This window comes from Halogeometricum sp. CBA1124, assembly GCF_009741955.1.
Taxonomy (GTDB): Archaea; Halobacteriota; Halobacteria; order Halobacteriales; family Haloferacaceae; genus Halogeometricum; species Halogeometricum rufum.
In genome coordinates this window covers 1-4,822 of the sequence record NZ_WPCD01000243.1, presented here as the reverse complement: position 1 = coordinate 4,822, position 4,822 = coordinate 1, and the positions used below count along the sequence as shown (strand labels likewise).

The 4,822-nt window shown below is 67.5% G+C and carries 3 protein-coding genes and 1 pseudogene; all 4 read left to right on the top strand.

The features are described from left to right. Nucleotides 1-1,798 (top strand): annotated as a pseudogene (gene dnaK / locus GJ632_RS19400) (molecular chaperone DnaK); the annotation flags it as partial. A gap of 84 nt (nucleotides 1,799-1,882) precedes the next feature. Then, a complete protein-coding gene (gene dnaJ / locus GJ632_RS19395) occupies nucleotides 1,883-3,052 on the top strand; it encodes a molecular chaperone DnaJ (protein ID WP_089810570.1) in 1,170 nt (389 codons plus the stop codon). A gap of 121 nt (nucleotides 3,053-3,173) precedes the next feature. Further along, a complete protein-coding gene (locus GJ632_RS19390) occupies nucleotides 3,174-3,494 on the top strand; it encodes a cupin domain-containing protein (protein ID WP_191453797.1) in 321 nt (106 codons plus the stop codon). Nucleotides 3,495-3,637: 143 nt separating this feature from the next. Then, nucleotides 3,638-4,777 carry a GTP-binding protein gene (locus GJ632_RS19385; protein ID WP_191453796.1) on the top strand — a complete coding sequence of 380 codons (1,140 nt, stop codon included), beginning with the start codon at nucleotides 3,638-3,640 and terminating at the stop codon, nucleotides 4,775-4,777. Nucleotides 4,778-4,822: the final 45 nt, after the last annotated feature.

The following is a 4,822-nucleotide window of genomic DNA, read 5'->3' as shown; positions in this document are numbered from 1 at the left end:
ACGACGACGAGCGTCTCGTCGGCAAGCCCGCGAAGAACCAGGCGATTCAGAACCCCGACCACACCATCCGCTCCATCAAGCGGCACATGGGTGAGGACGGGTACACCGTGGACATCGAGGGCGAGGAGTACACGCCGGAGCAGATATCGGCGATGATCCTCCAGAAGATAAAGCGCGACGCCGAAGACTACCTCGGCGACGAGGTGGAGAAGGCGGTCATCACCGTCCCCGCGTACTTCAACGACCGACAGCGGCAGGCGACGAAGGACGCCGGCGAAATCGCCGGCTTCGAGGTCGAACGCATCATCAACGAACCGACCGCCGCCTCGATGGCGTACGGGCTGGACGACGACTCCGACCAGACCGTCCTCGTCTACGACCTCGGGGGCGGGACGTTCGACGTGAGCGTCCTGGACCTCGGCGGCGGCGTCTACGAAGTCGTCGCCACGAACGGGGACAACAGCCTCGGCGGCGACGACTGGGACCAGGCCATCATCGACTGGCTGGCCGAGGAGTTCCAGAACAACCACAACATCGACCTCCGCGAGGACCGGCAGGCGCTCCAGCGCCTGAAGGACGCCGCCGAGGAGGCGAAGATAGAGCTCTCCTCGCGCAAGGAGACGACCATCAACCTGCCGTTCATCACGGCGACGGACTCCGGGCCGGTCCACCTCGAGGAGAAGCTCACCCGCGCGAAGTTCGAGTCGCTCACCTCGGACCTCATCGAGCGCACCGTCGGTCCGACGGAGCAGGCCCTCGACGACGCCGGCTACACGAAGGAGGACATCGACGACGTCATCCTCGTCGGCGGTTCGACGCGGATGCCGCAGGTCCACGAGCAGGTCGAAGAGATGCTCGACATCGAGCCGAAGAAGAACGTCAACCCCGACGAGGCCGTCGCCCTCGGCGCCGCGATTCAGGGCGGCGTCCTCGGCGGCGAGGTGGACGACATCGTCCTGCTCGACGTGACGCCGCTCAGCCTCGGTATCGAGGTGAAGGGCGGCCTGTTCGAGCGTCTCATCGAGAAGAACACGACCATCCCCACGGAGGAGTCGAAGATATTCACGACGGCGGCCGCGAACCAGACCTCCGTGCAGGTGCGCGTCTTCCAGGGTGAACGCGAGATAGCCGAGGAGAACGAACTGCTCGGCGAGTTCCAACTCACCGGCATCCCGCCGCGCCCGCCGGAACGCCGCAGATCGAGGTCACGTTCAACATCGACGAGAACGGCATCGTCAACGTCGAGGCCGAGGACAAGGGCTCCGGCAACGCCGAGTCCATCACCATCGAGGGCGGCGCGGGTCTCTCCGACGAGCAGATAGACAAGATGCAGGAGGAGGCCGAGCAGCACGCCGAAGAGGACCAGCAGCGCCGCGAGCGCATCGAGGCCCGCAACGAGGCCGAGAGCGCCGTCCAGCGCGCCGAGACGCTCCTCGAAGAGAACGAAGAGCAGATAGACGACGACCTGCGCGCGGACATCGAAGCCGCGATGGACGACGTGGAGGCGACGCTCGAGGACGAGGACGCGACGAAGGAGGACCTCGAAGGCGCGACGGAGGCGCTCTCGACGGAACTCCAGGAGATCGGCAAGCAGATGTACCAGCAGCAGGCGCAGGCCCAGGGCGCTCAGGCCGGCGGCGGCGCCGGACCCGGTGGTGCCGGACCCGGCGGCGCGGGCGGTATGGGCGGCATGGGCGGCATGGGCGGTCAGGACGGTGGCCCCGACGGCGACGACGACGAGTTCGTCGACGCCGACTTCGAGGACGTGGACGACGAGGACGAAGACGACGAGAACTGACGCCTCGCCGACACCGACAACCGAGATTCTGTCGCCACCGACCCGTTCTTTTGAAGTAGTTCAATCGAGTAACCCAGATAACGAATGAGCGAGGACTTCTACGACGTACTCGGCGTCTCGCGCGACGCATCCGAGGACGAGATCAAGAAGGCCTACCGCAAGAAGGCCGCAGAGTACCACCCGGACGTCTCCGACGAGGACGACGCGGAGGAGAAGTTCAAGAAGGTGAAGAAGGCCAAGGAGGTCCTCACCGACGAACAGACGCGCCGGCAGTACGACCAGATGGGCCACGAGCGGTTCGAACAGGCCGAGAAGCGCGGCGGCGTCGGCGGCGGCGCCGGCGGGATGGGGGGACAGGGCAACCCGTTCGGCGGTGCCGGCGGCGGGCAGGGCAACCCCTTCGAGGACATCTTCAACCAGTTCTTCGGCGGCGGGGGCGGCATGGGCGGGCAGGGCCAACAGCGCAACCGCCCGCGACAGGGCCAGAACCTCCGCACCCGCGTGAGTCTGGACCTCGAAGAGGCGTACGAGGGCGTCGAGAAGCAGTTCTCCGTCACCCGGCCCGAACGTTGCCCCGAGTGCGACGGCGATGGCCACCCCGACGACGCCGAGGTGAACACCTGCCCGCAGTGTAACGGACAGGGGCAGACCACCACCGTCCGCGACACGCCCCTCGGCCGCGTCCAGCAGACGCAGACCTGTCGCCGGTGTGGCGGCGAGGGGCAGACGTACAGCGAGACCTGTTCGCGGTGCGACGGCGACGGCGTCGTCCGCGAGGAGGCGACGCTGACCGTCACCATACCTGCGGGCATCCGCGACGGGCAGACCCTCCGGATGGAGGGCGAGGGCGCGCCCGGCGAGAACGGCGGCCCGAACGGCGACCTGCTCATCGAGGTGTCCATCAGCGAGCACGACGACTTCGAACGCGACGGCGACGACCTGTACCACCGCCTCGCCATCTCCTTCCCGCAGGCCGTCTTCGGCGCGACGGTGGAGGTGCCCACCGTCACCGGGACGACGGAACTGGAGGTGCCGAAGGGGACGCAGAGCGGCGAGTCGTTCCGCATCCGCGACGAGGGGATGCCGCACCTGCGCGGGCGCGGGAGCGGCGACTTGCACGTGCAGGTCCAGGTCGTGACGCCGGAGAACCTGAACAGCGAACAGCGTGAGGCGCTCGAAGCGTTCGCGGAGGCCGGCGGCGAGGAAGTGAACGTCAAAGAGGGCTTCTTCGAGAAAATAAAGAACTCGCTGTAACGGTCGCACCTCGCTCGCCGTTCGCGTTTCTCACCGTCCGCGACACTCTCTCGCGTCGACCGGTCACCTATCGTGGCGGTGCCAGTAGTTGCAAATGGCCGCCGCCCGTACTCTCCCGCGTATGTCCTACACGAGAGCGAACTACGGGGACGTGGAGGCCAAGAGCGACGCGATGCACTTCATGCGCGACGAACTCGACGCCGAGAACCTCGGGTTCACCGTCGTGGAGGCCGAACCGGACTGGGTCGGCATGGAACACGACCACGCGGACGAGGGCCACGAAGAGGTGTACTACCTCACGCGCGGTCACGCGACGCTGGTCGTCGACGACGACGAGGTGGAACTGAGCGAGGGCGACGCCGTGCGCGTCTCGCCCGACGCCACGAGACAGCTTCGAAACGGCTCCGAAGAGAGCTGGCTCGTCGTGGTCGGCGCGCCGTAGACCGACTCCCGGGAGGCCGCCCGCGGTGCGAGCGCGGTCGGCGACGCGTCGGGCGTCGTCGCTCGCGACGCCGTCGATCCCGGTCGGTTCTTCGAATCCGACGGCTCCCGAACGTTATTTCGCTCCTCTCCCAACGTGCGCTGATGACCGCCGGTAGCGACGACCGAACTCCCGTGACACTCGTCAGCGGAACGCTCGGCGCGGGGAAGACGACGCTCGTGAACCGCGTCCTGCGGAACGAAGCCGGCTACGAGGTGGCCGTCCTCGTCAACGACATGGGCGAGGTCAACGTGGACGCTCAGTTGGTCGCCGGCGACGCCGACGGCGACGTGGTCGACCTGACGAACGGCTGTATCTGCTGTCGGCTGAACGACGACTTGGCCGACGAGGTGGTCCGCCTCGCGGACGACCGCGAGTTCGACTGCCTCCTCGTGGAGGCGTCGGGCATCAGCGAACCGTACCCCGTGGCGAAGACGTTTCTGGAGGACGACCGGGTGAGCGACCGGTACCGCCTCGACACGCTGGTGTCGGTCCTCGACGCGTACGGCTTCTGGAAGGAGTTCGACCCGGAGACGAACCGCCCGGACGCCAGCGACGCCGGCGGCCGCGAACTCGCGCAGGTCCTCGTGGACCAGGTGGAGTTCTGCGACGTCCTCCTGTTGAACAAGTGCGACCTGGTCCCCGACGACGCCCTCGACGAGGTCGAAGACGTGGTCCGGGAACTCCAACCGCGGGCGGAACTGCACCGGACGACGCACGCCGACGTCTCCCCGGAGACGGTGCTGGACACCGGCCTGTTCGACTTCGACGCCGTCAGACGCTCCGCCGGGTGGAAACGACATCTCGCGGAGCGTCACGACCACGCCGACGGTGACCACGACGACCACACCGGCGGAGACCACGCGGACCACGACCACGCCGACGGCGAGAGTCACGGCGTCTCCTCGTTCTGCTACGAGACGACCCGTCCGTTCCACCCCGAACGGTTCGACGCGTGGATAGACGAGTGGCCGTCCGGCGTCTACCGCGCGAAGGGCTTCTTCCTCCTCGCCACGCGCCCGGAGACGGTGATGGGACTGAACCGCGCCGGACCGTCGGTCACGGCGGGCCCCATCGGCGAGTGGCGGGCCGAGGACGACCCGGCGACCAGACTCGTCTTCATCGGCACCGAGTTAGACGAGGCGGCGATTCGCGAGCAACTGGACGGCTGTCTCCTGACCGACGAGGAGGCGACAGAAGAGACCGACGCGGCGGCGTTCAGCGACCCGTTCCCGACGGCGTGACCTGCTCTCGGAGTTCGTCCCACTCCTCCTCGAAGCCGTAGTTCG